This is a genomic window from Pseudomonas sp. FG13 (assembly GCF_057809755.1).
Genome location: NZ_JBMDKO010000007.1, coordinates 112,287 through 137,715 on the forward strand (window position 1 = coordinate 112,287; position 25,429 = coordinate 137,715).

Here is a 25,429-nt window from a genome sequence, read left to right on the forward strand (position 1 = left end):
CCGGGAAACAGGAAGCGGGGAGCGCTGTCCGCCTGGCATTCCGCCCCGGACGACAGGCCGCATTGACGGCGCCCCCTCGGCGCGGGCGGGCCGGTCAGGCCCGGGCCATCCTTAGTTGATGCTGCGAACGGAGATCGCCGAGGTATTCGGCCTCCAGTCCTTCCAGGGCGGCGCAACGGTCGATCAGGTCGCGACGACGAACCTTGCCGGTAATTTGCGCCATGACCATCAAGCCTTTGAGCACACCGGCTTCTTTGGCAAACCGCTCGACCCGCTCTATGGTCGCCTCGGGTACACCCGTCATCGACAGGTACCGGGCAAAGCAATGGCGGGAGCCGGCCAGGAGCGTGAACACATCATGCAGCGCGCGAAACTTGGTCGTGTTGCAGGCCAGGGGATTGTCGAGCAGCTGTTCCAGGTGGGCGTAGAACCAGGGTTGCGCCTGGAAGTTATCCAGGAATGCCTGATGCCGCTGTCGGAATGCCGCGTCGACATCGTGTTGTTGAGTCGGCGTCCATTCCAGGCAAAACATTCGCCGACTGCCCTCATTCTGGAAGAACTGATCAAGCACCTCCTGGGGGTATCGGTACTCGCACAGCACGCTGGCGGGGTTGTCATCGACGATGTCCCAGCTGCCATCGGTATTGGCCTGGCGCAGCACGACAACGTGCTGCGCATGCGAGCTGCGGTATTCGGGACAGTGGGCAAAGTAATACACATCCCCCGACAGGAAGGCGCAGCCATAAGCCTGGATCTGCTGGTGGATGACGGGCAGCAGGTCATCCAGGCATTCGGCCTTGCGCTCATGAAAACGTATGCCCAGCAGTGCCAGGTCGTCGGCGGCGAAATAGGGACTTTGCAGCGCGTACTTGGCTTTGTTCTCCACCACCATTTGCTGGAAGATGTCGTCCACCGCAGGCAGCGCGTTATAAAAAAGCCAGTCCACTTCAATGCCCAGGCGCTTCATGAACACAACGGCATGACGCTGGAAGCAGTTGAGGAAACGCCGGTCGTACAGATGTACATCGTAGGGGAACTGTTGTTCTTCCATGACGGGCAATCCTTGGCCTAGGCAGTCAGGTAGTGGTTCAGGAGAAGCCCGGCGACGGACGCCGGGCTGCCCAGGAACTGGGGGGCCAGATGGTCGGTTTCGAACTCGATTTGAAAGGCGTCTTCCAGGCGCGTCACCAGGAGCATCAGCTTCATCGAGTCAACACCTGCTTCGAGAAAAGACAACTCAGGGTTGACCTGGACGCTCTGGGGCGCCACTTCCTTCATCAATTGGTAGATCTGTGCGAGTACGGTGTTTCGATCGGTTTCAAGGTCTGTGGAACTCATCGGGTGCCTCCGTCAATCAATTATGAACGCGCCAGCGGAACGGGCTGCGAGGCTCGACGCAACTGAGCCAGCCCCAGCAGCCCAATGGCGGTGACCAGGCCGGTGCCGATCATCAGCCCTGGGCCGGATGCCGGACCGAAGACCGATGCCGAGGTTGCAAAGGTCAATAACAAAGGGCCGGTGGCCTGCATCGAGTACGCACAGAACGTGCTGCGACTGCCCACCAATGCCGCCTGGGCATCGTTGTTCGCGCAGCGCATCAATTGGCTGCGAACGGCGATTCGCAGGTGGTTGGTGACGAATCCGACCAGAAATGCCCCGACCAGCGAAAGCAGCACTTGGGGCGCCAGGACCATCAGCGCGTCGACCACGATCAGACAGGTCGCGAACATCACCAGGCGGTGTTTGCCCAGCGGCATCAGCGCGGCCAGGAAGGCTCCGATACCCGCGACGCCGGAAGCGATGCCGAAACTGGTGGGGCTCCAATGGTTAACTTGCTGATAGACGACGGGCATCATGCTGTTGAATGCGCCGATATGCAGGGCAATCAGCCCAAGGCAGGCCATCCATCCATAAGGCATTTCGAAGGTATCGTCAGAGGTTGTCCTGGCCTGCGTGGGTGCAGGGCCTGGAGTCTGGATCGCTGCGCTGCGTTTCATCCTGCCAGCCAGCAAGACCGGGCTGAGGGCCGCGCCAGTCAGTGCCACGGCGATCAGAAAGACCGAATCATCGAGCAGACCCAACAGTGCTCCTCCGGCCAACGAGCCCGTGAAGCCACCGACCTGGATGGCGGTTTGCATATAGCGCGCGGCATCGTCCGCCGGTAGCCAGCCGGCGACGACCCGGCGGGTATTCTCGATTTCCAGGGAGCTGGCTGTGAGGAAGTCGACCGTTCCCACCATCAATGCGATCAGCAGGAATACACCGAGAGCCGCGGCCAGTCCAAACCAGGCAAAGAGTGCCGCAATGACAAAGGCGGCGACACGCAACGCGACCAGCCAGGCGGCGCCGATGTTGGCCGCTCGCCCTCGGCTCACCAGGTCCAGCGCGAACGGTACAGCCACCGAGAGACACAGGACGACACCCAGGGGGACGCTCGAACCGGACAGTTTGAGCGACATCCAGATCACGCCAGTCAGTACAGCCTGGTCACAAGCCGTGGACAGCGCTACGACACCGTAGAACAGCAAGTTTCGCGACGACATGAATGGAACTCCGGTGGGGCCAATCGCGTGACCGGTGAGTGACGAAGCAGGGACCGTCGAACGATGTCTTCGAGAAAAACCGCAAGCCATCGCCTTCATGATCGGCTGAAAGGCGCTACGAGGACGCCTGAAAATACCCAGGCCCCGACACGCTCCGCAACTTGCGTTAGCAAAACTAAAGGCCATTGCAAAAACCTAACGCAACGCCACGAGCGCGGTTGCCGGTAGTAGGCTCTGACCACCGATGACATCGGACGCAGGAGCGAGCAGCGTGAGAAGTGAAGGACTGCAAACACTGATTTCAAAGTTGAAAGAGAACCCGCGCAACACGGTTGTGTTTCATGGACGTACTGAAATGGAACGTGTCCGGTTTTCTGACTTGCACCAGGCTGTTTCGCTTGTCTCGCAGCAGCTCGGCGAGTTCGGCCTGGAGGCGGGCATGCAGGTCGCAATGGTCGCCGAAAACGGCAAGGCGGCTTTTTTGCTGGATCTTGCCTTGTTGAATATCGGCTGTATCACGCTGCAGGTTCCCGAGAAAACCGCGGGGAGCGCCCTGGCCGACATCGGCCAGCAGAACATTGCCTTTCTGCTGGCTAACGCCTTGCACAAGGATGAGGTGGACACCGGTTCGTGGGAGCCCATTGGAACATTGCAGGGGATGAGCCTGTTCCGTAACCCGGCCTGTTCGAATGCATTCGCTCCGGTCGCGGGACCCATTATTTTTTCGTCCGGGACGAGCGGCAAAGAGAAGAAGATTCGCGTCAATAACGCGACCGTCCTGCTGAATGCCCGGCAGTTTTTTTCAGCCATCGATGCCCGGCAAGACGACAGTTTCCTGATCTTCCTGCCCCTCTCCAATTATCAGCAGAAGTTGTTGATCTACGGCTGCATCGATACCGGCATCGATATTGTTCTCAGTGACATGCAGAGCGTCATGCAGGCCCTGAAGCAAACGTCCCCCAGCCTGTTTCTGGCCCCTCCGCTTTTTTATGACTCGATGTGGCGCCTGGCGGATGGACGCGGCGAGAAACTGCGTGAGCTGTTCGGTACGGGCATGCGGCAGATGTGGAGTGGCATGGCTGCACTGCCGTCGGCCATCCTGGAGGGGTATCGCGCTGGTGGGCTGCCGTTGCTCGAAGCCTATGGCATGACGGAGTACGGCCCTATCGCCGTCAACACCCTCCAGCATAACCGGCCCGGTTCGGTGGGACGGGCGCTGGTTCCAGGCAGCGTGACGCTGGAAAGTGACGGGGAAATTCTACTCAGGTCGAGTCAACGGTTGACCTGCGGTTATGTGGACCAGCCTGTTGATGTCGAGCAAGCGGTGTATCGGGATGAAGTCGCGATCGCCACGGGCGACGTCGGTCGCATCGACGATGAGGGTTTTATTTTCATCGAGGGTCGCAAGAACGACACGATCATCACCTCGGGTGGCCAGAAAGTTCATCCCACTGCCGTCGAACAATCATTCAACAGCCTGCCTTGTGTGCAGTATGCCGTCGCGCTGGGTGCCCGTCGGCCTCACCTGGGGATGTTGCTGGTGGTCGAACAGATCGATTCGAGCGCCCGGCAACTGATTGAAAAAACCATCAGCGATTACAACGTCGGTGCCAGCGTACCGATACGCAACTATTTCCTGTCCACCGAGCCGTTCACCGCCGAGAACGGTTTGCTGACCCGGAACCTGAAGCTGCAGCGCAAGAACATATCGTCCCGATACGAAACTTGCGTATTCAACTGAGTCGTCACGCAAACATTGATCTTCCACACTGAGAAGGCAAGGAGATTTACCTTGGACGCGTTAAAAGAAGACTTCGGACTTAGCGATGAGGAAATTGCTTTTTTCTTCAAGAATGGATACGTAAAGCCGTTCAAGGTCTACGAGCCTGAAGAGATGGAACGGCAATGGCGAACGGTGCGCCTGCAGACACTGGATCGCAGCAATGCGGTTTATTCCGACAATACAATCTCCAACTCAGGCAGTAATAACCTCGCCAACTATGACCGGCATCTGGATATTCCTTTTCTCGGTCAACATGTTTGTAACCCCAAGATCGTACATAAAGTGCGTAGTCTCATGGGCAAAGACTTGCTGTGCTGGCGCACCGAGTTCTTCTCGAAGTATCCGGGAGATGCCGGGACCGACTGGCACCAGGCAAACACCTTCGCTGGGGTGGCGGGGCGCCCTCATATCATCTGGCCTGATGACTCGGGGCGTCGCGGGACGCTGACCGCCTGGACCGCTTTCACCGACACGATGAAAGACACGGCCTGTATGGCGATCGTCCCCGGCACCCACAACATGATGCATTACGACGAAGATAAGCGTCTGATATTCAATCCGGAAAAAAACAACGACCTCGTCAAGGACGGTGTTCGTCGTGGGTTGTGGGGTTACGACTACCGCGATCTGCAAGTCGATCCGGATTGGAAGCCTGACGAGTCGAAAGCGGTCTACTTCGAGATGAAAGCCGGCGAATGCGTGATTTTCTGGTCGACAGTGCTGCATTCCTCGCTTCCGCATCTGGGCCTGACCGACAAGATGCGCTTGGGCTATTCCGCTCGCTACGTGCCACCAGAGGTGCTCATCCACCCCGATACCGACATGCTTCACGAGTTCGGTGGAGAGGTCAGCCTCGAAAACTACGGCGCTGTCGTGGTGTCGGGCGAGAACCGCTATACCCACAACCGCATTCGCGAAAAGAACATGCTGGGCGAGCCGTTCATCCCTGCCTGATCACTGTCGGGCCGGATCGTCTCCGGCCCTGTTCTGTATAAGGACGAACGCGCATGCGCATAATGATTGACGCTTGTTCCTACGCCTTGGGTGAAGTCGAACGTCCTTATCACGATGTGCCTGACTTCAAGAATATGCTTGATCGCTTTGGTTATCCGGATGAACCCTCGGTATTTGGCTGGGGAAGTTACTTCAAGACCGACGGCGATATATTCGACCTGGGCATCAGGTCCGCTCGCCAGACCCTGGCCCAGAGCCGCGTATCTTCGGACGATGTCGATTTCGTCATGTTCTGCTCGACCTGTTTTCCGGGAAACGAGATCGAGTACATCAATTACAACGTTCGACTGTATGAACGTCTGGAACTGAAGAAAGCGTTTCCCATCGGCATCACGCTGAACAACTGCATCAGTTTCATGAGTGCGATCGTGATGGCTGAAAGCATGGTGCGCAGCGGGATCTACAACAACATCCTGATCATCACCGCCGACAAGGTCTACGACGAGTCCATACGCTTCAACAACTTTGCCTTGCTCAGCGATTCGGCGGCCAGTTGCCTGGTGACCCGTTGCGATGGGCCGGGCCTGGAAATAGTGTCCGCGCGTTTCGGTGTCAGCCAGGATCCGATCACCTCCAATCACGGGAAAGACGAGCCTGAACTTTATGGGCGCATCCTGACTGACGTACTGGAGGCTAGCGCGGTAACCCTGGCCGATATCAGCAAAGTGTTTTGCAACAACATCTTCCGCCCCGTGACGCAGCTCAAGGAAACCCGTCTCGGGTTTTCGCGTCGGCAGCTGTACCTGGATAACGTGGCGCGCTGCGGGCATTGCTTCTCGGCAGATACGTTAATCAACTATGTCGACTATGCCCGACAGAACACGCCGGCCGAGGACCAGAAATTCCTGTTCTCGATCGATGCCCCCAACCTGCGCGCCAACCTGCTTGCTCAATACAAACATCAACCGTGACTCATCCAATATCGCTCTCTGGAGGAATGCCCATGAACATGCCAACCCAGGAACTGCACACTCCGACCGACACCCATACGTTGTCGACGGTCCACGCCATTTGGGCCGAAGTGCTCAAGCATCCGGCGCAAACCGACCAGGCGGACTTCTTCGACGCCGGAGGCAACTCGATGCTGCTGATCGCGATACTGAACCTGGTCCATGAGCGGCTTGACCGCGAGATCAACCCGGCCGCGCTGGTCGACGGTATCACCCCGGCCAGGCTCGCTGAACTGGCCGCCTGAGCATGCCCAGGCCGACGCAGAGACCCACAGGGAAGGATTTTTTATGATCGAGTTCATTGATTCTCGCGGTGTGCCTGTGCGAGTGCAGGACGCCGCCGAAGCAGACGAATTGGAGACTGCCCTGACGGGCATTCTTGGAATGGAGTTCGATCCACTCCCACTCCTGCAGCGGCGCGAAGTGCGTTGCCCGATTTCTCGGTTGATCGAAAGTGTCGTCAGGTTATCGAGCATGGAAGACCGGCAGATCCAGCAGGCCACGCTGCTGCTGGGCAGTCTCGACCCTGAACAGTTGAACCCCCGTGAGCGAGGGCATCTGGCGGCCTGCGATCATTGGGTCAACCAGGACTATGATCTGGCCCACGCCTGCTGGCGCGAACTGCTGGTCCAGCATCCGCGCGACATCGTGGCCTTGTTCAGCGTGCATATGCTGGAGTTCAACATGGGGTGGACCGAGCGGATGCGCGAAACCGTGGTCGCGATAAGGCCCTTCTGGGGACCCGCGCATCCGCTGTATGGGTACGTGCGGGGCATCGAAGCCTTTGCCCTGGTGGAAAACGGCGACTATGACGCCGCGAGTATCGCGGCCGAGTGCGCGCTGGCGATCAACCCTCGGGACATCTATGCGATCCATGCCGCCTGTCACGTCGGCTACGAGCGTGGGCAGTACGCCCAAACGCTGAAGTGGCTGGACGACACCGAGCGTAATTGGGCTGACAACCTCTGCATGCGCATTCATCTGTGGTGGCATCACGCGCTGTTCAACCTCTACATGCAACGCCCGGATGCGGTCCTGCAGACTTTTCATCAGAAAATCAGGATCAAGAACGACCCAGACGGATATGAGGATCTGGACGCAGTCAGTCTGTTGTGGCGCTTGTCGCTGACGGGGGTGGATGTCTCCGAACTGTGGCAGGAAGTGGCGCAATACTGGATGCCGTCCATCGATCAATCACAGTACTGGTTCAACGATGTGCATTCGATCATGGCGATGGCCAGCTCCAATCACCAAGTGCTGGTGCAGCGCATCTTGCGACGTATCGACGCCACGTATGCCAAGGTCCCGATGATTGCCAACGTGACTCGCACTGTTTGCCGGGGGCTGATTGCCTTCCAGCAAGAGGACTACGACAGTGCCCTGGAATTGTTGAGCAAGATATTGCCGGCGGTGCGGGCCATTGGCGGCAGCAATGCGCAACGTGATCTGCTGGAACTGACCACGATCGAGGCGGCCATACGGGCCCGACAATTCGATCGTGCAAGACAGCTCATTCAACAGGGACGCAGCCTGCGTCACCCTTCACCCTTTCGTACATTCTTTGTCGACCGTTTACAGGATGAGGAACCGATCCACCTGCGAGCTTGACCGGACAGGTCCGTGCGTTGCGCTCAAGAGCGCAATGCACTGTCCTCACCGGCCGCGCGGGGTGATTCCGTCGAGCAGACGTTGCATGTTTCCCGAGAGCAGCAGGCGAACATCGGCAGCGCCGATACCCTGATCCGGGTCGACGATGAACGCGCGCAGTCGTTTGTTGATCGCCTCATGATTATTGATGGGCCAGTCCGTGCCAAAGATGATCTTGTGATTGATCTCGCTCTGGAACAGCGTGGTCAGCACGGGGGCGTTGCCGCGGGCATCTATTGCGTGCTGGGCGCCACTCAGGTCCAGGTAGACGTTGGGGCGGTACTTGCAGAGCTGGATACATTGGGCCTGATCATTGACCGCCCCGTGGGCGAGGATGAAGGGGATATTCCGGTAGCGACGCGCCGGTTCGTCCACCCACATCGCTTGGGCGGGAGCGAAGGAGAGCGCCGGGGAGGTCGGCCCGATGTGCAGCAATACCGGCAGGCGATAAGCGTCACAGTATTCGTAGAAGGGCGTCAGCGCCGGGTCATCGGCCTGGTATCCACAAGGTGGATAAAGCTTCAGGCCGCTGAAGCCGTACTCCTCGATGCCCCGGATGAACAGATCGAGCCCGTCCTGTCCCCAGCGTGGATCCACGCCGGCAAAGACGTCGAAACGTCCGGCATGGCGCTGGAGAATGGCTCGGTGTTCCTGGAACATCTCATCGATACTCAGTTCGACGTCCGGCAACGCGAAGGAGAAGTCCGGAAGCAGCAGGACGGAGCGGCTGATGCCCGCCCTGTCCATCGCGGCAATCTGGGCGTCCCCCTGGTGATCGCTCAATTCGCGCTGGAACTGATCGATGATTCTCGATCGGGAAACCGGGAATCCGCTGGCCCGCAGTTTCACTTCGATGTTATCGGCCACCCCCTCCAGGAAACTCAGCGGGGTGAAACGTGTGGAGGCGACGTGGCTATGGCCGTCGATGAGTGTCGGTTCGTCGATATCCCCGGGCACATCACTCATCGCCCACCTGCTGCTTGCGCAGAAAGCGTGCGTAACGCTCCATCATCTGCCTGACGACGCCTTCGCTTTCACGGTCAACGCCGAAAACGTAGCGGGGGAAATCCAGGCCCTTTTGTACGTCCCAGATCTGATCATGCTGGTCCGGGGAAAAGAGCTGCGCCGGATCACCCACGGCGATCCAGCCGATCGGCACCGTCGTGCCTGCCTCCAGCACGGTCTTGATATGGACCACCCCATTGATGCGGACCTCCGAGCCTTTGCCGAGGCGGGCGCCGTTGAAAACGGACGCACCGGTTGCGACAAACACCTCGTCCTCGATGCGGCAACCGGTCAGATGGCAGTGCGGTCCCACCATCACGTGATTGCCGATATGGCAGTCGTCATGGGCGGTGCTGCGGATCACTGCATTTTCCATGACGATGCAGTTCTCCCCGATCATCAGCGCGCCGCCTTCTGCGACAAGGACCGCGCCGTGCCCAATGACCGTTCCGGCACCGATGGACACATTGCCTTCCAGGACCGCACTCGATGCAATCCGCGCGGTGGGAGCAATTTTCTGTTTGGGTTCGGTTTTGTCAGGCATGTGCACGATTCCTTTCAGTTATTGTTTTTCTCCAGAGACGAAGAATACGCCGATCCCCGCCCAGCCGCCCGGGCTCTCGATGCTTTGCGTGATCACAGCCATCTCGCGTCGGGCCAGTTCGAGTTCGTCTTCTGGAATCACTTCCATCTTGTAGCCAAAGACCAGGTCGCAGAAGGCGCTCGCGCCGATCAGCGAGGTAGACACCAGCAACATGCTGCAGCGGATGTCGCCGTAGCCGGCTTCTTCCAGGTAACTCGCCAGCTTGCTGCCGACGTGACGATCGCCTCCGCGAGCGGCTTGAGCCCTGGCCACGCGAGTGAGGAAGGACTGCAGCTCGGGCGGCTGGGGTGACGCGCCGAACCACCGGTCGTCAATGTCGCAGATACACAGTCGCCCGCCGATGGCCAGGCTGCGGTGGATATTGCGCAAGGCGCTCAACGGGTCCGACAAGTGCTGGAAAACCATCCGCGCATAGCTGAAATCGAATTGCCCGGGGTCGGTCAGGCTGTCGTCATAAAGGTTGCATTGGCGTACCTGCGCTTCGTCAATCCCGGCGCTGGACAATTGCTTGCGCGTTTCGCTGATACTGGTTTCGTTGCAATCCAGTGCCGTCAGGCGGCTTGGCTGGGCACGAAGCGCGATCTGGGTGGTGATGATGCCGGGACCGCAGCCGACATCCAGAACCCGTTGTCCCTGGGTCAGGCCGGCTTGCCTCAAGTGATCGAACTCCAGGTCCAGCGCAATACCTGCCTGGGATTTCAGGCGGCGCAGGGAGTCTTCGTTGTCACGAAAGGTTCCCAGCTGATACGACTCGTCAACGATCAAAACCATGAGCATTCCCTTCCATTTTTTTCTGTAGCCAGACTATGTCGACCAGATTGTTTTCCAGTCTTGCGATTCGAGGAATCCGTACACATTCGGCAAAGCCCTGAGACTTGCACCCGCGGGCACTGGCGTGATTCGGCCCCAGGATAATGGCGACCAACGATTCGAAACCTGCCTTCCGGGCCGAGACCTCCAGGGCCTGCAACAATCGAATACCGACCCCGCGTGCGCGCATGTCTCGCCGCACATACACGGCGACTTCCGCCATGGTTTCGTCGTCGGGCCGGGCGGAAAATGGCTTCAGGGCACCCCACGCGACCGTATCGCCATCACTCGATAGATAGACAAGCACGGCAAAGCGCCGATCTTTTCCAAAATAGGTCAGCCTGAACTTTTCAATCGAGTCGTGGGGGACATCGCAGTTGGCGAATACCTTGTCGGCAATGGCCTGATTGTAGGTTTCCACCATGGAGGGCAAATCATCGGGAGTGGCCGGCCGAATCATCTAGTAACTTCCTGTAAAACACGTTCAGCATCGAATTTCCGCGTGCGCCCACTGCGCCGCCCAACAGGAAGGGGCTGTCGGAAAACCATGAAGCATGGTGTTGCATATGGCTATCCACCACGCTGATCAGCGTGTGAACGCCTTGCTCTATTCCCTTTGAAGCGCATGCCGTGGAAAGCACATCGAACACAGTGGAACTGGCGTCTTCGTCTTCACTGTGCAGGACCAGCTTCATGCTGCCGTCGTAACCGGCGCGTTCGTGAAACCGAAAGTACACGGCCCAGCCGGACGGCACTCCGTCCCAGCGCGTACAGCGATAGGCGCCACCCGGCCGACGGGAATTGAATATCTCTGCGACACAATCATCCGGGCTGGAAAAACGTTGGGCCAGGACCCGTTGCCAGGTATCGCTCCCCATGGCGTCGGTCAAACATCTCAATGTGGCATCGGGGGCCATGGGGTGTGCGTGGTAAGCATCCGATACAGTACTTTTCACGATGACGAACCCTCTCGCTCACCCTGTCTTGATGTGACTTGAGTCTACGCCCAAGCATGCCGGGCAAACGGCACGTTAGATTTTTTAAAGCCACGGCAGTAACGCTTAACGAGCCTTGACGGCGTTGCGGATCGCTCAACAGGGCGTGGGTTGAAGGGACTTGCTGGCGGTATCGATGATGCGTCTTCCCACCAGATCCTTGACCACTGAATGGTTCATCCAGCCATGCCAATACAGGGGTTCCCTGTAGCAGTTTTGCGGCATCAGATCGACCAACTGCCCCTCTTCGAGCAGCGGCGCGGCGACATCCGCAGGCATCAGCGTGTAGCCAAGCCCCGCCAGGACCGCATCCTGGACCATCGGCAATGAAGGCAAGTAATGACAGGGGAAGCGCTCGATCGAAACACCCAGCAGTTCGCGGAGGAAGGCTGCATGGCGCGTGTCATTACGCCCGCGGGTGATCGCCGGCGCATCGAGCAGCGAATGTGTGCCCAGGCCCCGGGCCAGATAGCGGTGCATATAGTCAGGTGTACTGACGCATTTGTATTCCATGACCCCCAGCGGATGGACTTCAAACCCATCGAGGGGCTCGGCAACCACCGAAACGCAACCCTGGACATCCCCGCGTTTGAGAATGTTCAGGCTGGAGCAACGGTCATCGGAAATGATTTCCACACAGACCTGTTCGGCCCGCATCAACTCGATCAGTAGCGGGGCGAACCAGGTGTTGAGCGAGTCGGGATGTACACCAATGGCAATCTTTGAATTTGTATTGCCCTTGCGCGAAAGCAGCCTCAGGACATCATGTTCCAGCGAACGCAATGCCGAGACATGTTGTAGTAGGGCCTGGCCGGCTGAGGTGGGATGGATCGGTCTTTCGCGAATGACCAGGATGGTTGAAAGCGAGTTTTCCAGCGACTTTATTCGTTGCGAAATGGCACCGCTGGTGATGTTGAGCGCCGAGGCTGCGCGTTCAAAACTCTTATGCTCAATGACACAGGCAAACGCTTCCAACTGTTGGCGATCCAGCATGTCAACCTCCCTGTAAGCCACTGCGTTATCAGACTGATAACGCAAGGTTATGAACATCCGTGTGCTCGTGGCTCAATGGCCACCCCACATACATTTTCATTGGCAGCAATCCGAAAAAATCGGATCGTTTGAATAAGGAAGACTGTCATGGGGAACGCTGCCCCAGTTGTTCAAATCACGAGCCCGTCCAAGGGTGTGGCGCGTCGCGTTCGAATTTCCTGTTCGATACGAATCGCGTGGCTTGCACCCGGGCTGAAGCCATAATTTCGAATGGCTATATTCTTATGCGAACACAAAATAGCCCCATTACGCCCTTTGAGACAAGTCCTGGATCCAATCCATTTGCCGGATGGAATCATGGCTTTTTAGTGCTATCTGGTCTCGTCAGAAGGCACCGTCGGGCTTGAACCCAAAGGCCAGATAATCGCTTGAGCGACAATGGTTCGCTCGCCATTGAAAGTGACGGCCGGACCGCCGTGTAGCGCATAACCCATTTTCAGGGCATCGCTGACGCGATGACAAAATGCAGCATCGTCGGGGCCTGTCAGCACCCTGTAGATGGGAAGCCCGTCGGGCGGTAGGTTCATGCTTCTTCTCCTTCAGTACACCGGCAGCGACATGTTGGCCGTCGTTCGACGCCGCCGTGGAGTGGCGTTCTGCATACCGTGAGGCAGTCTACTCGCCGTGGATCGGGGCCAACAACGGTCATGCCGCGTTGATGTCCCTGACAACCCCCTCAATCGACACTCTCGCAGCGTTGTCTGCAACTGCGCCAGAATCCGCCGGGCTTGTGCGCCTTGGGTTGGGTCGGTAGTTTGAGGCCTGCCACTGCCCACCAGTGACACCAGAAAACACCCAAGGAACGCCCCACATGCTGCAAATGGATTGGCTCAGTCACAACATGGACAAATGCGACCTGATGGCCGAATGGCTTTATCAGGAGTTCAGCTACGAATTCGCACAACAATCCCTCGCCAGTTGGCAGCACGAATTCTCGGCCGGGCAACACGATGGTCGCTGGAAATGCCTGATCGCCACGGAGCAAGGCCAACTGCTGGGCGGCGTCTCACTGGCCGACAACGACCTGCCCGACCGGCCAGAACTGGGGCCATGGTTGGCATGCGTCTACATCGCACCAGAAGCCCGACGCAGAGGGCTCGCCGCGCAGTTGATCGAAGGCATTTGTACTTATGCGAGAGAGGCTGGATTTTCCACCTTGTACCTGCACACCCACAGCCAGAGTCATTACTACGCCAAGCTGGGCTGGGAAGTGTTGGAGCGCTTCGAGGCCTGGGGGAAAGAACAATGCCTGATGGCTCGGCGTTTATAAGCAGCGGCCCAACAAAGACAGCACCTGACGATGGATGGCACGCTACGTCGCTGCAACATGATCACCTGGCCACCCCCAATCCCCTGTGGGAGCGAGCCTGCTCGCGATAGCTGTGTATCAGCAACCTTCCGGCCCGCTGTTTATCGTGACTCCACGAGACTAGCCACGACCGACATCGCCTTGCGCCATTGCCTACAACTACGCCAGAATCCGCCGGCTTGTGTGCCTTGGGCCGCGTCGGTAGTTTGAAGCCTGTCACTGCTCATCAGTGATCGGGTTTCGCAGCCCGGACTCTATAGGCGCACAACGTCACCTTCGAAAGCAGATAGCCTATGTCTGTGATTTCGTCAGAGGTGGCTGTGCGTGGGAGACCTTTGGTCTGCCGGTCCCTAGAGTCCCGGTCTGCGAACCCGCGTACAGCTGCCACCCTAACTTCGTTTCGCAGCGGATGGTGGTAGCTCCAACAGACTCTAGGAGCTTTGCCATGGCCAAAATTACACCGAACCCTCCACCCACGGACGAACATGAGTCTCGCGTTCAGTCTGCTCGTAACAAGAAGCTTGATGACGCTGCCAATCGGGCTTTGGATTTTTATCTGAAGCCTGCGCTGAAGAAGGAACCGTCCGACAAAACCAACACCATCTTCCGTATCGCACCTGATGTTGATTCGGAATGTCTGCTTGCCAATCTCAGTGAAAACCTGGCTTCGGCGAATGCCATGATCAGTGATCTGGCGTTTGATCTGGATGGGTCAAGACGACATGTGGCGTTGGGAATTTTGCAGGTGATTGAGTTGAGTGAGCTGTTGGCGAATCGGGCTTTGGATATTGTTGAAGTGAGGTAACAAGGGACCACGCTTACCCCAGGTATGAAAAAAGGTCTTGCAGGGCAAGGCCTTTTCTATAGTCGAGAGATTGGTAGAGGGCTGTCAGGTTTGGGAGTGTCAGAAGATTCATAGCTCAAATTGTGCAAAAGGGTGCTGCACTACTACCGAATAGGAAACTTGTGGTGTTGTGTCTCCGGGGCTACAGTAATTGGCAGAATCTAGATTTTTGATGCTTAGGGGCTACAAATGACCACCTTGTTTGACGTGGCTGAGATGCTGAAACGGGCTCGAAGTGAGGCCGATTTGAGCCAGGATGCCTTGGCCAGTCGCGCTGGCGTATCCCGTTCAACAGTGGCACGTATGGAAACAATGGCAAAGGGGGACATGAGCGTCTCGGCCCTTGTCCGATTATTGGAAGCGGCCGGATACGACTTGAAATTAGTGAAGGCTGGCCATGAGCGCACAGTTGAGGACATCCTTGCCGAGCAACGTTCCGGAGTTTCTGAATGATGATTTTAGACGTACACGTCAGCGGCAAGACGGTCGCCAAACTTTACCGAGAGCGTGATGAGTACGTCCTGAAATACCTTCCGGGTACCGCCGCGGCGGACTTTGTCAGCTTGGCATTACCCGTGCGCGAAGAACCGTGGCGCTGGCCCCGAGATCTATTCCCGTTTTTTCGGCAGAATCTGCCTGAAGGGTACTTGTTGGGCGTTATCCGTGAAGAGTTTGGTGCCTTGCTGGATGGCACGGATTTATCGCTGCTAGCCGTAATCGGCGGTGCAGGCGTTGGGCGGGTGACGGTAACGCCGGAAGGCGTCATGCCGGGCGTCGAAATGGAGCCCTTGGAAATAGATCATCTGCTGACTGCTGAAAACACAACCGAGCATTTTGCGACGCTGGTACGCCGTTATGCTCGTGCGGCCCCGGCGACACGTTCTACCGCCATGTCGCCAGCAGCGACGTAGGCACACCCGTTCCTCTGTGGGAGCGAGCCTGCTCGCGATAGCGGCTCATCAGCCAAATAGATCAGCAATCTACAGACCAATCAGCAGTCCGCTACTCCCCCAATATCCAGCCGACACCGCCTTGCGCCATTGCCTACAACTACGCCAGAATCCGCCGGCTTGTGTGCCTTGGGCCGCGTCGGTAGTTTGAAGCCTGTCACTGCTCATCAGTGATCGGGTTTAGTCGCCCAGGGTGAAACAGGTTGTGCAAGGCGTCATCCAGTCAGGATTCCCATCCTGCACTCGATGGTGGCTGTGCGCAGGGCGTCCTCGGACGCGCCGGTTTCTTGTTTCCCCGGTCGACTAACCTGCGTACAGCTGCCTCCCATCGTTTAGTCGCGAGCGGGTGATGGCTCCAACTACAGGAAGCAAGACAATGGCAAAAGTTACTCCGAATCCCCCAACCACAGACGATACCGTCTCCCGCGCCCAATCGGCCCGAAACAAAAAACTCGACGACGCTGCTGCGCGAGCGTTGGACTTCTATCTGAAGCCCACACCTGAAAAAGAAACATCCGACAACGCTCACCCGCTGTTTCTTATCGCGCCTGATGTTGATTCTGAGTGTCTGCTTGCAAACCTCAGTGAGAACCTGGCTTCAGCGAATGCCATGATCAGTGATCTGGCGTTTGATCTGGATGGGTCAAGACGACATGTGGCGTTGGGAATTTTGCAGGTGATTGAGTTGAGTGAGCTGTTGGCGAATCGGGCTTTGGATATTGTTGAGGTGAGGTAGGGCAGGGCGTTCGCTGCCTCCTGGCGTAAAAAAGGTCTTGCTGAGCAAGACCTTTTTCGTATCCGAGAATCCCTAAATGATACCGGGCGCATTTGTGTCTGAGCTGGGCTTTGAGGGACTGGAGTAGGAGGGGCCGTTGTGGCTTTGTGTCTAGCCGTTGAAAAACACATTGCACCGGGTACACCACCCTTCAGCTGTGCTCCGGTTCATTGGAAAACGGAAGGGGGGATGACCTGAGTTGGCAACCGTCAAAACCAGTGAGAACCCTGTGAATTCACGCCGAATCTCCTCGGCTGGAACGCTCATGCCTACCTCATCGACTATTCGAAGAACCCCGCCCGATACCCTGCGGTCAATCCGTCGCCACTCGAGGTGCCAGCCTGTTATCCACGTGAAATCTCGAATTTGATAATCGCCGGTAGCGCTTTGGCATTGAGCGAGTTTCTGGTTGGAAAGGTCAAAGACAAAAAATAGGGGGCTTGGAAAGCCGAGCAGTTGAGTATCGTCCAGGCTCAAACCTTCTTTTAGGTTGATGGACGCTACAAGTGCTTTTGCTCTTCTCTTGCGCCGGATCAAATGCCATATGGAAAGGCAAAAAATAGAAACAGAAGCCAGGAAGAGCTGGCGTGCCTCGGCGGTAAGCTTATCGGGCCAATACGCAATCACGCCCCACACGAGTGCTGTCGTGGTAAGGCCGGATAACCAGGCGGCGGGGATCACCATACTGTTAGCGAGGCTGGTTCCGAGTGTCCTCAGACAGCTTTCCATTACTTATCCAATGTCATTTGTAGAAGAGCGTGCAGGTTATCACTGTGAGCGTTCAGGCATTGCACCTAGCCGGCTGAGTAGCGTGCTTTCGTACGACTGTTACGGTGACTTCAAGCATCCTTGCGTATGTTTGTCTGCTGGTTTTCAGGCATTAAAAAGCCGGCTTATGGCCGGCTTCTCGTTGACTGACTCAGTTCGTTTTTGACAAACCTTACCAGCCTTCAAAACGTACATCCGGCTCTTGCGGCCGGCTGTGGGACTTGGTCAGAAAGTGATCTGCCTTGTCGGTGCGAGGCATGGGCTCGCAAATGTGGGGCGCAGGATACGCGGGTTTTCTTCGGAAGCCCAGGGGTAAGTGTTGTGGAATCATTGGGTTACCGGTGATTCAAGGGACAAAGTGGGGGCTGCTTTGCAGCCCAGCGGGGATGAATCCCCTCGCCACAGAGGATCTCCTTGGTACAAGCAATCTCCTTGAGGCAGGGAGCGCTGGCTACTGTCCTTTAGTCCAGAGGCTCAATCGAATACCTGCGGGCGTTGCTTGTTGAGGGTGGACCACCAGAATACCCAGCCCAGTACCCTGATGTTTTGCGCTTCGATCTGTTCGGCGCTGAAGACTTCGTCCGGGTAGGCGGTGCTGTTGTGGCTGCGTAGGCGCAGGCGGTTGCCGGGGATTCGGTGGAGGTATTTGATGCGTAGCATGCCGTCGTGTTCGAGGGCGTAGATCTGGCCGTCGATGACTTGGGTGAGTCCGCGGTCGATGGCGAGGATCGAGCCGTCTTCGATGCGTTCGGCCATGCTGTCACCGACCATGGTGGTGCAGATGGCGTCGTTGGGGTTTATTTCCAGGGATTCGAGGTGGCTGCGGGGCAGGCGGATGGATTGGTCGGGGATTTCGGTGATGTGGGTTTTGTTGCTGCCCGTCGCGATAGGGGCTTCTGTGTAGAAGGGCAGTTCGACGTCCTGGGATTCCGCCACGCTGTAGACGCCCTGGACCTCGGCGGCTTCATAGGTGGTGCCGGGGCCGAGGCCCAACGGGGTTTGTGGGCCTTCGCCGTGGGCGAGCCATTGCGGGCTGACGGTCAGCAGGCCGGCGATACTGTGGATACGACCCGGCGGGATGCCGCGGTTGAACCAGTTGTTCACGTGCTGCGATTTAACGCCGTATAACTTCGCGAAGTCGGCGGATCGGATTTGTGCTTCTTTGAGAAGGGCTCTGAAGCGGTCGCCACTGGAGGTCTTTTTCATAAACGGAAAGTTTAGGAGCGACTGTGTTTTGAGCAATAAACAAGTCGTTCAAATTTATAAGACGATCTTTCCGTTTGCAGGATTTGAAAGCGGTGGGATAAACGCAATTAAACACTGTTAATACATTTTCGTATTAAGCGCTATTAAGGCATAAAAAAACCCCGGTGCAAACCGGGGTTCTTCTTTAAATCAGTTTCAGCCTTTGTAGGCGGCAACCGACTTGGTGATCGCTTCGCGAGCGGCGTCAGCACCGGCCCAGCCTTCGATCTTGACCCACTTGCCTTTTTCGAGGTCTTTGTAGTTCTCGAAGAAGTGTTCGATCTGCTGGATCAGCAGCGCTGGCAGGTCGGTGTATTCCTTCACGTTGACGTACAGTTGCGACAGTTTGTCGTGTGGCACTGCGATGACTTTGGCATCGCCGCCGCCGTCGTCGGTCATGTTCAGGATGCCGACCGGACGGGCGCGGATGACCGAGCCAGGGGCCACTGGGTAAGGGGTCACGACCAGCACGTCGAGGGGGTCACCGTCGTCGGCCAGGGTGTTGGGGATGTAACCGTAGTTGGCCGGGTAGAACATTGGGGTGGCCATGAAGCGGTCAACGAACAGGCAATCGCTGTCCTTGTCGATTTCGTATTTGATCGGGGCGTGGTTGGCCGGAATTTCGATCGCAACGTAGATGTCGTTCGGCAGGTCTTTGCCAGCCGGAATCTTGCTGTAACTCATTGGGCGGTGTCCCCGTTAGTTGACCAAAAGGCTGGTCGGATTGACCAAAAGTGGCGGCGATTATAGGCATATTCAGCCATCGATGCCACGTTACCAGGGTCTTAGAGACCTTAGTATGACGCCTGATAGACCGGATCTTCGGCCTGAAGTTGCCGCAGCCGGGCCAAAGGATCCTGGCGGTAGAACGCCTTGAGTTGGGCATAGACCTTCGGGTACGCCTGGTGCAGCAGGTCCGGGGCGCTGAAGAAGTATTCGCTGGTGACGGCGAAGAACTCCGCCGGGTTTTCTGCGGCGTAGGGGTCGATGAGGGTTTCGGCGTCGGGGTTATGGTCCAGTTGGCGGTTGAGGTCGTCGAAGGCCTGTTGCATGGCTTCGGCCCAGTCGCTGACCCGCATATCGGCGTGTAGCGGTGGCAGGCCGTTGGCGTCGCCGTTAAGCATGTCGAGTTTGTGCGCCAGTTCGTGGATCACCAGGTTGTAGCCGTCCCAGCCCCCGCTGGCGAGCACGCCGTCCCAGGCCAGGATGATCGGGCCTTGGGGCCAGGCCTCGCCGCTGTGTTCGCCGTCCCATTCGTGTTCGATGCCGCTGGCGTCGCGATGGCGCTGGGGGCTGAGGAAGTCGTCGGGGTAGAGGACGATTTCGTGGAAGCCCTGGTACCAGTTCAGCTCGCCCAGGTGCATCAGCGGCAATTGGGCCTGGGCGGCGAGCAGCAGGCGTTGTTCCTGATGCAATTCGACGCCGGGCAGGGCGGTCAGGTGTTTGTCCCGCAGGAACAGCACGCAGGCTTCACGCAGCCACTGGTCCTCGGCGGCGCTGATGCCGTCGAGGAAGCTCAGGTGATGACGCACGCGCTGCCAGGTGTCCTCGGCCACGGGATGCTTGGCGAGGGTGCGTTGGCGGCGCCAGTTGCTCAGGGACCACATGGGCGATCAGGCTTTCGAAGCACGCTGGCCCAGTTTACTGCGGACCAGGCTGATGATCATTGGCAACAGCGATACCAGAATGATGCCCACCACCAGCAGCGACAGGTTCTGCTTGATGAAGGGTACATTGCCGAAGAAGTAGCCGAGGGTGACCAGGCCACCGACCCACAGGACCGTGCCGAGCACGCTGAAGCCGAAGAAGCGCGCATAGGGCATTTTCCCCACGCCGGCGACGAAGGGCGCGAAGGTGCGGATGATCGGCAGGAAGCGCGCCAGGGTCACGGTCTTGCCACCGTGCTTGTCGTAGAAGTCGTGGGTTTGTTGCAGGTAGTCGCGGCGGAAGATTTTCGAGTTGGGGTTGCTGAACAGCTTCTCGCCTGCGGTGCGGCCGATGAGGTAGTTGGTGCTGTCGCCGAGGATCGCCGCCAGCATCAGCAGGCCGCCCAGCAGCACCGGGTCCATGCTGCCGCCTGCGGCTACGGCGCCGGCGATGAACAGCAGCGAGTCACCGGGCAGGAATGGCGTTACCACCAGGCCGGTTTCACAGAAGATCACCAGGAACAGGATGGCGTAAACCCACGTGCCGTAGTTGGTCACCAGCATGTCGAGGTACACATCGAGATGCAGAATGAGGTCGAGGGGATTGAAATCCATGCAATACACCTGTGATGACGGCCGGGTTGGGCGGGCTTGTGGGTCTGGCTTTGAGTAAGACTACTGGGTTTGTAGCTTTTCCTTACAAGCCGGAAAGATCGGGATTATACGGGCTGGAATGTGATGGGCGTGTTGAGTTTGTTGCGGGGGATTTCGGTTTTTGCAATATCGATTGATCGTTCCCACGCTCCGCGTGGGAATGCATCCTGTGACGCTCTGCGTCACCTTTGCTGAAGCGGAACGCTGAGCGTCCCTGGCGGCGTTCCCACGCGGAGCGTGGGAACGATCAGTGGCATTCAGGTGAGATCTTCGCTGATTGGCAACACGTAGTTCTTGAACTCGGTGTCTTCCTTGAAACCGATGGACTCGTAGGTCTTCTGCGCCACTTCATTGTTGCTGCTGGTGGAGACGCGCATGCGGACGGCGTTGGTTTCCTTGGCCATTTTTTTCGCGGTGCGGATCAGGTGGTCGGCCACCAGTTGGCGGCGGGCGTCTTCGGCGACGTAGATGTCGTTGAGGATCCACACGCGCTTGAGGGACAGCGACGAGAAGCTTGGGTAGAGCTGGCAGAAGCCCAGCAGCTTGCTGTCGTCGTCATCGGGCAGGGCCAGGTAGATCACCGATTCCTTGCGGCGCAGGCGCTTTTCGAGAAAGGCCCGGGACGAGTCCGGGTATGGCAGCGAGCCATAGAATTCCCGGTATTTGACGAACAATGGGGTCAGCAGGTCCAGGTGTTCCAGGGTCGCTTGAATAATCCGCATGGCAAGTCTCGTTTACAAAGGTCGACACAGAGTCTGACAACAACGGCGCGCTGCCGTGCTTTTGATGCTGCCTGAAAGCGGATCAAAAACGCAATGGATCTACGGATCAGCTTTGGGGCGGCATCAGTAGGAAATTACCTTTCATATCGGCACCGTTTTCCGACTCTAGAGTGTGCACCTGGGCTTCGTCCTTCAGATTGACCCCGGAAAGCTGTCGGCGACAGGCCTCGCGCATCAGGTAGACCAGGCGATGGGCCGCCATGCCGTAGCTCAGGCCTTCGAGCCGGACATTGGAGATGCAGTTGCGATAGGCGTCGGTCAGGCCGACCTTGGGGTTGTAGGTGAAATACAGGCCCAGGCTGTCGGGCGAGCTGAGGCCGGGGCGTTCGCCAATCAGGATCACTGACATTTTTGCCCCAAGGCGTTCAGCCACTTCATCGGCCACCGCGACCCGGCCCTGTTCCACCAGGATGACCGGTGAAACTGACCAGCCGTCGGCGGCGATCTGTTCTTCCAGGCGCGCCAGGAATGGCAAGGTATGGCGATGCACCGCCAGCGCCGACAGGCCGTCGGCCACCACGATGGCAAGGTCGACGCCGCCAGGATGGGCCGCCGCGTAATCGTCCAGCGCCTGCGCCGAGGCTTCATCCAAGCGTCGGCCCAGGTCCGGGCGCTGCAGATAGCTGTTGCGGTCGCTGGCGGCGCTGTGGAGCAACAGGCTCTCGCGGCCGCGCTCGGCCAATTGGGCACGAATGCCCTGGTGGTCGAACGCCAGGTGCACCGCATCCCGCGCCTGGGCGTGGGCGTATTGGAAGTCCAGTTGCGCCTGTGTGGGCAGGCTGGTGCCGGTGCGGCCCAGGGCGATGCGCGCCGGGGTCAGGCGGCGCAGTTCCAGCCAGGGGTTTTGCGAATCGACAGGTTTTTTGTCCATCGGCAGGTCACTCATCCCAAGTGAGCCAAGGCGTGACGAAACGCCGGAGGCAGGTTGTCGCCGAACCGCACCCGGCCGTCGGCTTGGGTGAAGATGCCCATGTTTGCCAGCCATTGCTCGAACTCCGGCGCCGGCTTCAGGCCCAGGGTCTGGCGGGCGTAGAGGGCGTCGTGGAACGAGGTGGTCTGGTAGTTGAGCATGATGTCGTCGGAGCCGGGGATGCCCATGATGAAGTTGATCCCGGCCACGCCGAGCAAGGTCAGCAGGGTGTCCATGTCGTCCTGGTCGGCTTCGGCGTGGTTGGTGTAGCAGATGTCGCAACCCATCGGCACGCCCAGCAGCTTGCCGCAGAAGTGGTCTTCGAGGCCGGCACGGATGATTTGTTTGCCGTTGTACAGGTATTCCGGGCCGATGAAGCCTACAACGGTGTTGACCAGGAACGGGTTGAAATGTCGTGCCACGGCGTAGGCCCGGGTTTCACAGGTCTGTTGATCCACTCCGTGGTGGGCGTTGGCCGACAGGGCGCTGCCCTGGCCGGTTTCGAAATACATCAGGTTGTTGCCCAGGGTGCCGCGATTGAGGCTGAGCCCGGCGTCGTAGCCCTCTTTCAACACGTTGAGGTTGATGCCGAAACTGGCATTGGCCGCTTCGGTGCCGGCGATGGACTGGAACACCAGGTCCAGGGGCACGCCACGGTTGGCCGCTTCGATGGAGGTGGTGACGTGGGTCAGCACGCAGCCCTGGGTCGGGATGTCGTAGCGTTGGATGATGGCGTCGAGCATTTCCAGCATGGCGCAGATCGAGGCCGTGCTGTCGGTGGCCGGGTTGATGCCGATCATGGCGTCGCCGTTGCCGTAGAGCAGGCCGTCGAGGATGCTCGCGGCGATCCCGGCCGGTTCGTCGGTGGGGTGGTTCGGTTGCAGGCGCGTGGACAAGCGTCCGCGCAGGCCGAGGGTGCCGCGGAATTTCGTCACCACGCGGATTTTCTGCGCCACCAGCACCAGGTCCTGAACCCGCATGATCTTGGACACGGCGGCGACCATTTCCGGGGTCAGGCCGGGGGCCAGTGCCCGCAGGCTGTGTTCGTCGGCGGCGTCACTGAGCAACCAGTCGCGAAAGCCGCCGACCGTGAGGTGGCTGACCACGGCGAAGGCGTGTTTGTCGTGGGTGTCGACGATCAGCCGGGTGACTTCGTCGGCTTCGTAGGGGATCAGCATTTCTTGCAGGAAATGGCTGAGGGGCAGGTCAGCCAGGGCCATTTGCGCGGCCACGCGCTCGCCGTCGTTGAGCGCCGCGACACCGGCAAGGAAATCCCCGGAACGCGCCGGGCTGGCTTTGGCCATCAGCTCTTTGAGGCTGTCGAAACGATAGGTCTGGGCGCCGACGGAATGGGCGAATGCGGCCATGGGCGGTGTCCTCCTGGTTCTCTTGATAACTCAAGTACACCGCAGAAACCCGTGTGGGAGCGAGCCTGCTCGCGATAGCGGAGGGTCAGTAAAACATTTGTCGACTGATACACCGCTATCGCGAGCAGGCTCGCTCCCACAGGGGGAACTTGCGTTCAGACAAGGAACTCAGTCCCCCGGCAGGCTCTGCGTGCACTTCCATAAGGCTGGCGCCGGCCATGGGGCCCGGCGCCGGTGCACTGTCAGATACCTGTGAGCATAGCGTCCGCCGGGGCATCGGAGCGTTGTTTGGCGGTCAGTTGGAAGTACAGATAGCCAACGAACATGAAGGCGAGGAACACCAGCCCGATCAGGGTATTGAACCAGGCCATTGCTACCAGGCACACCACGGCCAGGAACAGCGCGATGCCCGGCACGATGGGGTAGCCCGGGGCGCGGAAGGTGCGTTCCAGGTTCGGTTCGACCTTACGCAACCGGAACAGGCTGAGCATGCTGATGATGTACATCACGATGGCGCCGAACACCGACATGGTGATCATCGCCGCCGTCAGGCTCATGCCCTGCAGGTTCACCAGGCCATCGCTGTAGATCGCCGCGATGCCGATGACGCCGCCGGCCAGGATCGCCCGGTGCGGGGTCTGGAAGCGCGACAGTTTCGCCAGGCTCCGTGGCAGGTAGCCGGCCCGGGCCAGGGCGAAGAACTGCCGCGAGTAGCCGAGGATGATCCCGTGGAAGCTTGCCACGAGGCCGAACAGGCCGATCCACACCAGCATGTGCATCCAGGTGGAGTTATTGCCGACCACGGCTTTCATGGCCTGGGGCAGCGGGTCGTTGATGTTCGACAGCTGGCGCCAGTCGCCCACGCCACCGGCCATGATCATTACGCCGATGGCCAGGAACACCAGGGTCAGGATGCCGCTGACGTAGGCACGGGGAATCGTGCGTTTCGGGTCCTTGGCTTCTTCGGCGGCCATGGCCGCGCCTTCGATGGCGAGGAAGAACCAGATCGCGAAGGGGATCGCCGCAAAAATGCCCGGAATTGAAGCGAGGCTGAACTCGTTTGCACCAGACCAGCCGTTGAGCACGAAGTTACTGAAGCTGAAACCCGGTGCGACCACGCCCATGAACACCAGCAGTTCGGCCACCGCCAGCACAGTGACCACCAGCTCGAACGCCGCGGCGATGCTGACGCCGAGGATGTTGAGAGTCATGAACACGATGTAGGCGCCGACCGCTGCGATCTTGGGGTCCAGATCCGGAAACTGCACGTTGAGGTAAGCACCGATGGCCATGGCGATGGCCGGTGGCGCAAAGACGAATTCGATCAGCGTGGCGATCCCGGCAATCAGGCCGCCTTTCTCGCCAAAGGCCCGCCGGCTGTAGGCGAACGGCCCGCCCGCGTGGGGGATCGCGGTGGTCAGTTCGGTAAAACTGAAGATGAAACAGGTGTACATCAGCGCCACCATCAGCGCAGTGATCAGAAACCCGAGGGTCCCCGCGGTGCCCCAGCCGTAACTCCAGCCGAAGTATTCGCCCGAGATCACCAGGCCGACGGCGATGCCCCATAAATGGAGGGTGCCGAGTGTGGGTTTGAGTTGGGTATTAGTTGTCATAAGTCCTCGCTGTTCTTTTTGATCTGTTGGACTTTCAGTAGGGGTGTGCAGCGGATACGCAAAGCTCATGCCAGCGACAGGGCATTGATTCTATGGTGTGGATGGAGGACTTCTTGTCGATCGTTCCCACGCTCCGCGTGGGAATGCAGCCTGGGGCGCTCC

The 25,429-nt window shown here is 58.6% G+C and carries 29 protein-coding genes; 10 read left to right on the forward strand and 19 right to left on the reverse strand.

Annotated elements, in window-relative coordinates; all coding sequences use genetic code 11:
* Positions 1 to 94 precede the first annotated feature (94 nt).
* From ACODTO_RS09275 to ACODTO_RS09285, 3 genes are read right to left on the reverse strand one after another with little or no spacing between them, the layout of a single operon-like run.
* Complete coding sequence (locus ACODTO_RS09275) at positions 95 to 1,051, reverse strand: hypothetical protein (RefSeq protein WP_489106325.1); 957 nt, start codon at positions 1,049 to 1,051, stop codon at positions 95 to 97.
* Between the two features lie 17 nt (positions 1,052 to 1,068).
* Positions 1,069 to 1,338 carry an acyl carrier protein gene (locus ACODTO_RS09280; RefSeq protein WP_024780075.1) on the reverse strand — a complete coding sequence of 90 codons (270 nt, stop codon included), beginning with the start codon at positions 1,336 to 1,338 and terminating at the stop codon, positions 1,069 to 1,071.
* Positions 1,339 to 1,358: 20 nt separating this feature from the next.
* Entirely contained in the window at positions 1,359 to 2,543 is a 1,185-nt protein-coding gene (locus ACODTO_RS09285) for a hypothetical protein (RefSeq protein WP_139649148.1), read from the reverse strand.
* Between the two features lie 244 nt (positions 2,544 to 2,787).
* On the opposite strand from ACODTO_RS09285, the gene ACODTO_RS09290 reads away from it, so the two are divergent.
* From ACODTO_RS09290 to ACODTO_RS09310, 5 genes are read left to right on the forward strand one after another with little or no spacing between them, the layout of a single operon-like run.
* Positions 2,788 to 4,284, forward strand: coding sequence for an AMP-binding protein (locus tag ACODTO_RS09290; RefSeq protein WP_489106326.1), 1,497 nt, complete (start codon positions 2,788 to 2,790; stop codon positions 4,282 to 4,284).
* A 51-nt stretch (positions 4,285 to 4,335) separates the two neighbouring features.
* Positions 4,336 to 5,280 carry a chlorinating enzyme gene (locus tag ACODTO_RS09295; RefSeq protein WP_041022323.1) on the forward strand — a complete coding sequence of 315 codons (945 nt, stop codon included), beginning with the start codon at positions 4,336 to 4,338 and terminating at the stop codon, positions 5,278 to 5,280.
* A 53-nt stretch (positions 5,281 to 5,333) separates the two neighbouring features.
* On the forward strand, positions 5,334 to 6,251 hold the full coding sequence (locus ACODTO_RS09300) for a hypothetical protein (protein WP_489106327.1): 918 nt from the start codon (positions 5,334 to 5,336) through the stop codon (positions 6,249 to 6,251).
* Positions 6,252 to 6,283: 32 nt separating this feature from the next.
* The gene (locus ACODTO_RS09305) at positions 6,284 to 6,535 is read left to right on the forward strand and encodes an acyl carrier protein (RefSeq protein WP_041022321.1); all 252 of its coding nucleotides are present in this window, start codon (positions 6,284 to 6,286) and stop codon (positions 6,533 to 6,535) included.
* A gap of 43 nt (positions 6,536 to 6,578) precedes the next feature.
* Positions 6,579 to 7,898: a tetratricopeptide repeat protein gene (locus ACODTO_RS09310; RefSeq protein WP_489106328.1), complete on the forward strand. Its 1,320-nt coding sequence runs from the start codon at positions 6,579 to 6,581 to the stop codon at positions 7,896 to 7,898.
* Between the two features lie 45 nt (positions 7,899 to 7,943).
* On the opposite strand, the gene ACODTO_RS09315 is transcribed toward ACODTO_RS09310, so the two are convergent.
* The 7 genes from ACODTO_RS09315 to ACODTO_RS09345 all read right to left on the reverse strand — a co-directional run bounded on the left by ACODTO_RS09315 (position 7,944) and on the right by ACODTO_RS09345 (position 12,931).
* A complete protein-coding gene (locus ACODTO_RS09315) occupies positions 7,944 to 8,903 on the reverse strand; it encodes an amidohydrolase family protein (RefSeq protein ID WP_052435114.1) in 960 nt (319 codons plus the stop codon).
* Positions 8,896 to 9,486 (reverse strand): gamma carbonic anhydrase family protein, encoded by a 591-nt coding sequence (locus ACODTO_RS09320; RefSeq protein WP_489106329.1) that lies wholly within the window; start codon positions 9,484 to 9,486, stop codon positions 8,896 to 8,898. The genes ACODTO_RS09315 and ACODTO_RS09320 overlap by 8 nt, the downstream gene beginning before the upstream one ends.
* Before the next feature lie 18 nt (positions 9,487 to 9,504).
* Entirely contained in the window at positions 9,505 to 10,317 is an 813-nt protein-coding gene (locus ACODTO_RS09325) for a class I SAM-dependent methyltransferase (RefSeq protein ID WP_489106330.1), read from the reverse strand.
* The gene (locus ACODTO_RS09330) at positions 10,301 to 10,816 is read right to left on the reverse strand and encodes a GNAT family N-acetyltransferase (protein ID WP_489106331.1); all 516 of its coding nucleotides are present in this window, start codon (positions 10,814 to 10,816) and stop codon (positions 10,301 to 10,303) included. Before ACODTO_RS09330 ends, ACODTO_RS09325 begins: the two co-directional genes overlap by 17 nt.
* Positions 10,791 to 11,273 carry a hypothetical protein gene (locus tag ACODTO_RS09335; RefSeq protein ID WP_139649159.1) on the reverse strand — a complete coding sequence of 161 codons (483 nt, stop codon included), beginning with the start codon at positions 11,271 to 11,273 and terminating at the stop codon, positions 10,791 to 10,793. Before ACODTO_RS09335 ends, ACODTO_RS09330 begins: the two co-directional genes overlap by 26 nt.
* A 174-nt stretch (positions 11,274 to 11,447) precedes the next feature.
* A complete protein-coding gene (gene argP / locus ACODTO_RS09340; protein ID WP_041022317.1) occupies positions 11,448 to 12,344 on the reverse strand; it encodes an HTH-type transcriptional regulator ArgP in 897 nt (298 codons plus the stop codon).
* A gap of 371 nt (positions 12,345 to 12,715) precedes the next feature.
* Positions 12,716 to 12,931, reverse strand: coding sequence for a DUF1737 domain-containing protein (locus tag ACODTO_RS09345; RefSeq protein WP_175386572.1), 216 nt, complete (start codon positions 12,929 to 12,931; stop codon positions 12,716 to 12,718).
* A gap of 284 nt (positions 12,932 to 13,215) precedes the next feature.
* Between ACODTO_RS09345 and ACODTO_RS09350 the strand changes: the two genes are divergently transcribed.
* From ACODTO_RS09350 to ACODTO_RS09370, 5 genes are all read left to right on the forward strand, one after another.
* The gene (locus ACODTO_RS09350; protein ID WP_464709772.1) at positions 13,216 to 13,674 is read left to right on the forward strand and encodes a GNAT family N-acetyltransferase; all 459 of its coding nucleotides are present in this window, start codon (positions 13,216 to 13,218) and stop codon (positions 13,672 to 13,674) included.
* Positions 13,675 to 14,158: 484 nt separating this feature from the next.
* Positions 14,159 to 14,518 (forward strand): DUF6124 family protein, encoded by a 360-nt coding sequence (locus tag ACODTO_RS09355; protein WP_489106332.1) that lies wholly within the window; start codon positions 14,159 to 14,161, stop codon positions 14,516 to 14,518.
* Positions 14,519 to 14,746: 228 nt separating this feature from the next.
* Positions 14,747 to 15,010: a helix-turn-helix domain-containing protein gene (locus tag ACODTO_RS09360; RefSeq protein WP_489106333.1), complete on the forward strand. Its 264-nt coding sequence runs from the start codon at positions 14,747 to 14,749 to the stop codon at positions 15,008 to 15,010.
* Positions 15,007 to 15,468: a HipA N-terminal domain-containing protein gene (locus tag ACODTO_RS09365; RefSeq protein ID WP_489106334.1), complete on the forward strand. Its 462-nt coding sequence runs from the start codon at positions 15,007 to 15,009 to the stop codon at positions 15,466 to 15,468. Before ACODTO_RS09360 ends, ACODTO_RS09365 begins: the two co-directional genes overlap by 4 nt.
* Positions 15,469 to 15,883: 415 nt before the next feature.
* The gene (locus ACODTO_RS09370; protein WP_053191369.1) at positions 15,884 to 16,243 is read left to right on the forward strand and encodes a DUF6124 family protein; all 360 of its coding nucleotides are present in this window, start codon (positions 15,884 to 15,886) and stop codon (positions 16,241 to 16,243) included.
* Positions 16,244 to 16,393: 150 nt separating this feature from the next.
* On the opposite strand, the gene ACODTO_RS09375 is transcribed toward ACODTO_RS09370, so the two are convergent.
* The 9 genes from ACODTO_RS09375 to eat all read right to left on the reverse strand — a co-directional run bounded on the left by ACODTO_RS09375 (position 16,394) and on the right by eat (position 25,267).
* On the reverse strand, positions 16,394 to 17,011 hold the full coding sequence (locus tag ACODTO_RS09375) for a hypothetical protein (protein ID WP_489106335.1): 618 nt from the start codon (positions 17,009 to 17,011) through the stop codon (positions 16,394 to 16,396).
* Positions 17,012 to 17,524: 513 nt separating this feature from the next.
* On the reverse strand, positions 17,525 to 18,256 hold the full coding sequence (locus tag ACODTO_RS09380) for a LexA family transcriptional regulator (protein WP_139649167.1): 732 nt from the start codon (positions 18,254 to 18,256) through the stop codon (positions 17,525 to 17,527).
* A gap of 195 nt (positions 18,257 to 18,451) precedes the next feature.
* The gene (gene ppa, locus ACODTO_RS09385; protein WP_139649169.1) at positions 18,452 to 18,979 is read right to left on the reverse strand and encodes an inorganic diphosphatase; all 528 of its coding nucleotides are present in this window, start codon (positions 18,977 to 18,979) and stop codon (positions 18,452 to 18,454) included.
* A gap of 110 nt (positions 18,980 to 19,089) precedes the next feature.
* Positions 19,090 to 19,902, reverse strand: coding sequence for a M90 family metallopeptidase (locus ACODTO_RS09390; RefSeq protein WP_175386577.1), 813 nt, complete (start codon positions 19,900 to 19,902; stop codon positions 19,090 to 19,092).
* 6 nt (positions 19,903 to 19,908) lie between these two features.
* Entirely contained in the window at positions 19,909 to 20,556 is a 648-nt protein-coding gene (locus tag ACODTO_RS09395) for a DedA family protein (RefSeq protein WP_139649173.1), read from the reverse strand.
* A gap of 296 nt (positions 20,557 to 20,852) precedes the next feature.
* Complete coding sequence (locus tag ACODTO_RS09400) at positions 20,853 to 21,317, reverse strand: GNAT family N-acetyltransferase (protein ID WP_024780096.1); 465 nt, start codon at positions 21,315 to 21,317, stop codon at positions 20,853 to 20,855.
* 106 nt (positions 21,318 to 21,423) lie between these two features.
* Positions 21,424 to 22,248 (reverse strand): ethanolamine ammonia-lyase subunit EutC, encoded by an 825-nt coding sequence (eutC, locus tag ACODTO_RS09405; protein ID WP_053191469.1) that lies wholly within the window; start codon positions 22,246 to 22,248, stop codon positions 21,424 to 21,426.
* Positions 22,249 to 22,259: 11 nt separating this feature from the next.
* Positions 22,260 to 23,654 (reverse strand): ethanolamine ammonia-lyase subunit EutB, encoded by a 1,395-nt coding sequence (locus tag ACODTO_RS09410; RefSeq protein ID WP_024780098.1) that lies wholly within the window; start codon positions 23,652 to 23,654, stop codon positions 22,260 to 22,262.
* 242 nt (positions 23,655 to 23,896) lie between these two features.
* A complete protein-coding gene (gene eat / locus ACODTO_RS09415; RefSeq protein ID WP_139649177.1) occupies positions 23,897 to 25,267 on the reverse strand; it encodes an ethanolamine permease in 1,371 nt (456 codons plus the stop codon).
* Positions 25,268 to 25,429 lie beyond the last annotated feature (162 nt).

Bases quoted from the DNA above. Each gene is read 5' to 3' on its own strand.
- ppa (WP_139649169.1), bottom strand. From the start codon at position 18,979: ATGAGTTACAGCAAGATTCCGGCTGGCAAAGACCTGCCGAACGACATC.
- ACODTO_RS09280 (WP_024780075.1), bottom strand. From the start codon at position 1,338: ATGAGTTCCACAGACCTTGAAACCGATCGAAACACCGTACTCGCACAG.
- ACODTO_RS09410 (WP_024780098.1), bottom strand. From the start codon at position 23,654: ATGGCCGCATTCGCCCATTCCGTCGGCGCCCAGACCTATCGTTTCGAC.
- argP (WP_041022317.1), bottom strand. From the start codon at position 12,344: ATGCTGGATCGCCAACAGTTGGAAGCGTTTGCCTGTGTCATTGAGCAT.
- ACODTO_RS09315 (WP_052435114.1), bottom strand. From the start codon at position 8,903: ATGAGTGATGTGCCCGGGGATATCGACGAACCGACACTCATCGACGGC.
- eutC (WP_053191469.1), bottom strand. From the start codon at position 22,248: ATGGACAAAAAACCTGTCGATTCGCAAAACCCCTGGCTGGAACTGCGC.
- ACODTO_RS09355 (WP_489106332.1), top strand. From the start codon at position 14,159: ATGGCCAAAATTACACCGAACCCTCCACCCACGGACGAACATGAGTCT.
- ACODTO_RS09310 (WP_489106328.1), top strand. From the start codon at position 6,579: ATGATCGAGTTCATTGATTCTCGCGGTGTGCCTGTGCGAGTGCAGGAC.
- ACODTO_RS09360 (WP_489106333.1), top strand. From the start codon at position 14,747: ATGACCACCTTGTTTGACGTGGCTGAGATGCTGAAACGGGCTCGAAGT.
- ACODTO_RS09395 (WP_139649173.1), bottom strand. From the start codon at position 20,556: ATGGATTTCAATCCCCTCGACCTCATTCTGCATCTCGATGTGTACCTC.
- ACODTO_RS09400 (WP_024780096.1), bottom strand. From the start codon at position 21,317: ATGCGGATTATTCAAGCGACCCTGGAACACCTGGACCTGCTGACCCCA.
- ACODTO_RS09275 (WP_489106325.1), bottom strand. From the start codon at position 1,051: ATGGAAGAACAACAGTTCCCCTACGATGTACATCTGTACGACCGGCGT.
- ACODTO_RS09380 (WP_139649167.1), bottom strand. From the start codon at position 18,256: ATGAAAAAGACCTCCAGTGGCGACCGCTTCAGAGCCCTTCTCAAAGAA.
- ACODTO_RS09350 (WP_464709772.1), top strand. From the start codon at position 13,216: ATGCTGCAAATGGATTGGCTCAGTCACAACATGGACAAATGCGACCTG.
- ACODTO_RS09370 (WP_053191369.1), top strand. From the start codon at position 15,884: ATGGCAAAAGTTACTCCGAATCCCCCAACCACAGACGATACCGTCTCC.
- ACODTO_RS09320 (WP_489106329.1), bottom strand. From the start codon at position 9,486: ATGCCTGACAAAACCGAACCCAAACAGAAAATTGCTCCCACCGCGCGG.
- ACODTO_RS09330 (WP_489106331.1), bottom strand. From the start codon at position 10,816: ATGATTCGGCCGGCCACTCCCGATGATTTGCCCTCCATGGTGGAAACC.
- ACODTO_RS09290 (WP_489106326.1), top strand. From the start codon at position 2,788: ATGACATCGGACGCAGGAGCGAGCAGCGTGAGAAGTGAAGGACTGCAA.
- ACODTO_RS09300 (WP_489106327.1), top strand. From the start codon at position 5,334: ATGCGCATAATGATTGACGCTTGTTCCTACGCCTTGGGTGAAGTCGAA.
- ACODTO_RS09305 (WP_041022321.1), top strand. From the start codon at position 6,284: ATGAACATGCCAACCCAGGAACTGCACACTCCGACCGACACCCATACG.
- ACODTO_RS09365 (WP_489106334.1), top strand. From the start codon at position 15,007: ATGATGATTTTAGACGTACACGTCAGCGGCAAGACGGTCGCCAAACTT.
- eat (WP_139649177.1), bottom strand. From the start codon at position 25,267: ATGACAACTAATACCCAACTCAAACCCACACTCGGCACCCTCCATTTA.
- ACODTO_RS09390 (WP_175386577.1), bottom strand. From the start codon at position 19,902: ATGTGGTCCCTGAGCAACTGGCGCCGCCAACGCACCCTCGCCAAGCAT.
- ACODTO_RS09285 (WP_139649148.1), bottom strand. From the start codon at position 2,543: ATGTCGTCGCGAAACTTGCTGTTCTACGGTGTCGTAGCGCTGTCCACG.
- ACODTO_RS09325 (WP_489106330.1), bottom strand. From the start codon at position 10,317: ATGGTTTTGATCGTTGACGAGTCGTATCAGCTGGGAACCTTTCGTGAC.
- ACODTO_RS09335 (WP_139649159.1), bottom strand. From the start codon at position 11,273: ATGGCCCCCGATGCCACATTGAGATGTTTGACCGACGCCATGGGGAGC.
- ACODTO_RS09375 (WP_489106335.1), bottom strand. From the start codon at position 17,011: ATGGAAAGCTGTCTGAGGACACTCGGAACCAGCCTCGCTAACAGTATG.
- ACODTO_RS09345 (WP_175386572.1), bottom strand. From the start codon at position 12,931: ATGAACCTACCGCCCGACGGGCTTCCCATCTACAGGGTGCTGACAGGC.